The sequence below is a fragment of the Gordonibacter sp. genome (genome assembly GCF_036667095.1).
GTDB lineage: Bacteria > Actinomycetota > Coriobacteriia > Coriobacteriales > Eggerthellaceae > Gordonibacter.
Map to the genome: position 1 here is coordinate 1 of NZ_JAVWUP010000256.1, position 3,057 is coordinate 3,057.

General features: G+C 59.9%; 1 protein-coding gene and 1 pseudogene. One reads left to right on the plus strand and one right to left on the minus strand.

The genetic code is table 11. The features are described from left to right. Positions 1-169: 169 nt before the first annotated feature. A complete protein-coding gene (locus RR842_RS13305; RefSeq protein WP_332730075.1) occupies positions 170-1,621 on the minus strand; it encodes a helix-turn-helix transcriptional regulator in 1,452 nt (483 codons plus the stop codon). Between the two features lie 299 nt (positions 1,622-1,920). On the opposite strand from RR842_RS13305, the pseudogene RR842_RS13310 reads away from it, so the two are divergent. Next, a pseudogene (locus RR842_RS13310) lies at positions 1,921-3,057 on the plus strand (NADH:flavin oxidoreductase); the annotation flags it as partial.

Genomic DNA, 3,057 nt, shown 5'->3' on the forward strand with positions numbered 1-3,057 from the left:
TACTTGTTTCGCATGCTGAGGAATGGTGGGTTTGCATTCCGTGATGTGGGGTTGAAGTCCTAAGGTGCGATCGACGATCTAGGATCTATCGGATCTTGTTTCTAGGTGTTTGGGGATGTGGTTGTGCTGGGCCCCTGAATACCTGTTAGCGGCGAGAGGAGGGGCCACCTTATTGAGGAGCGTTCTTCTCTAGCAGGTCGAGCAGCTCTTGCTTTGAATGAACGTCCAGCTTGCGGTACACGTTTTTGCTGTGGGACCGCACGGTGTTTTCCGAGATGAAGAGCTGTTTGGCGATGCTCGGCACGTCACGGCCTTTGGCGAGCAGGAGGAATACGTCCTTTTCCCGCTTCGTGAGCTTGTGCTGCTCGGCTAGGACGGCGCATCGTTGGGTAACCTCGTCTACGATCAGCGGCTCCGGGACTGGCTGCGCGACTGGAGTGTTGATTGCGGAATCGCCCTTTCGCTTGCGGTTTTGAACGGCAGCGTTGGACATGGCCAGGATGTAGAGCACCACCAGTACGATCACGGTGAGGGTTGCGGCGCCGAAGTTCTGCGGGTAATACACCAAAGGCGCCACGGTTGTTGCCACGGCGAAGATGAGGTAGAGGCTGCCTGCGAAAACACCGTAGACGTAGGGCGACCAGACCCGGTGTTGCCGCGCGATGGAGATGCTTGTTGAGGCGATGAGGGTGGACGTAATGGAGAAGGCGGCGTACGACAGGGTGGTCACCGCAAGCCCCCACGCGTTCCCGAAGACGGAAAGGGCCAGCAGCGACGTGGCGATCAGTGGGAAGAATATGCGGTAAAGCCCGAGGATACTCAGCTTCCCAAACGGCGCACGCGCCTTCTTGAATCCGAACCACAAGGCATAGAGCGGCGCTGTCACGATGATAACGCCGAGGCTTGCCGTGATGTTGGCGATCTCGGCGTTATCGATGCCGTCCAGGGCAATGGCCCGTGTGAGGGCAACCGCGAAAGAGATGGCACCGACGCACAGAAGAGGGTCCCTGAGCTCGGCTAGGATACGCTTCGCGTTGCCCGGCTCATGGCTCAGCCGGCTCATGTCCTCCTTGCGCTGCACGGGGAGGCGCGTGTACACGATGCCCAGCACAACCAGCGCTATGACGAGGATCGGAAAGGCGATAGCCGTCTGTTCGCGCAGTGCGAACGACAAGACGAGGTAGCAGGTCGAGCTGGCTACCAACGACAGAAGAAGGATCTTCGTCGCAGCCTCCTCAGAGAATTGGGAAAGATGGCACTGCCACAGCAGCAGGACGAGGCCGAAACCGAGGCCGACCATGACGGCGGCAGCAAGCACGACGGCGGGGGCGGTTCCCTCCGACGATCCGAGGAGCAGCAGCAAGCTGTATCCGCTGAGAGTCAAAACACCTGATGCGATGCTGGCGCCAGTTAAAAAAGCCGGGGTGGGGCGAGTCTTCTTGAGGAGTGCGGATAGCAGCGAGAGTCCCACGGCGAACAGGGTGGGGACCGACCAGTATTGCAGAATCGCGGGCAGTTGCAGGCCCGTCAAGGAAGAAAGGGGCAGTCCTCCCCACAAGGCGAACGTCCCGATGAGAAGGCTCAGGGAAACGCCCAGGCAAACGATGACGCGGTTCTTCATTCCATTCCCCATGACTTTGATTGGCGAGCTTTTGTGCTCCATCGCATTTCGACCCATTCTTATTGTATCCCGTTTTCGCGCGAATCACCTGTGCCATGTAGGGTCCAAAGGGCTGTTTGGGGACATCTCACCTGTCGTATGTGAGGCTTTTTGCCTTCGATTCCAGTAGATTTTGGTCATGCCATGCACGGATGTCGCCGAGGGTGCTGCTGACGGCTCTCGGATTCGGATTCGTTGCAGCATGGCGTTATAGGGCGAAGGGGCGTTCCTTGGGTGGAACGCAGAACTGAGGAGGGAACATGAAGAAAGAATTTTCGAGGCGTCAGTTTTTCGCGGGTGTTGGCGTGGCGGGCATCGCCGCCGCCGGTGCGGGGCTTGCGGGATGCGCACCGTCGGCCGCTCCTGCAGCTGCCGAGAAGGGGGCTGCTGCGAGTGCGGGTGCGGGGGCTGAGGTGGGTGGCAGCGAGCTTATCGCGGCGGCTTCGCTCAATCCGCAGGACTACGACTACCGGCAGAACACCACTGATTTCAAAACGCTGTTCTCGCCTGTGAAGATAGGCACGGTCGAGACCAGCCACCGCATGGTGAAGTCTGCGGCGGGTTCGGCCACCTATCTGGGCGGATTGACCGACGAGCTGCTTGAGTATTACGTGAACTTTGCCAAGGGCGGCGTGGAGCTCATCTGGGTTGAAGGCGAGTTGATCCCCCTTTTGACCGGCGAAAAGGCAACTGCCGAAGCGGCTGCCTTCGGGAAGAAGCTGGTGGAGGAATGCGGGAAGCACGGTGCGCAGTTGGGCGTGCAGTGGGCTGCTATGGCGCCGGCGGTTGAGAAGATGACGCTTGAGGATATCGCAAAGGTGCAGGACACGTGCGCCTCGGTGGCCAAGGCGTTCCAGGCGCTGGGCTTCAAGGCGTTCGAGATCAACGCGGCTGGCTTCAACATCGGCGAGCACTTTCTTTCGCGTTTCCACAACACGCGCACCGACAACTACGGTATCGGGAGTTTGGAGAACCGTGCGCGCTTCGTGACCGAGTGCATCCAGAAGGTGAAGAGCGCGTGCGGCAGCGATTTCGCCGTGCAGATTTTGATGGATTGCATCGAGGAGAACGACAACCTCACGAACAACGCCACGCTGATGACGCTCGACGGCGACGTTACCGCACCGCACAGCCGGGCCACGACGCTTGAGGAGGGCATCGCCTTCGCGCAGCTGTTCGAGGCCGCCGGGTGCGACTCGCTGCACCTGCGCTTGGGGCCGCTTGACAACCATCCCTGCCAGTTCGGCAGCGACCTCTACTTCATTTTGAGCGGCATCGAGGGTGCGACGGGCTACGGCACCCAGTGGGATTTCAGCCGTCATTGGCAGGGTCAGCTGATCGGCGATCACAGCGGTGCCGGTATGCTGCTTGACGTGGTGAAGCGGTACAAGGATGCC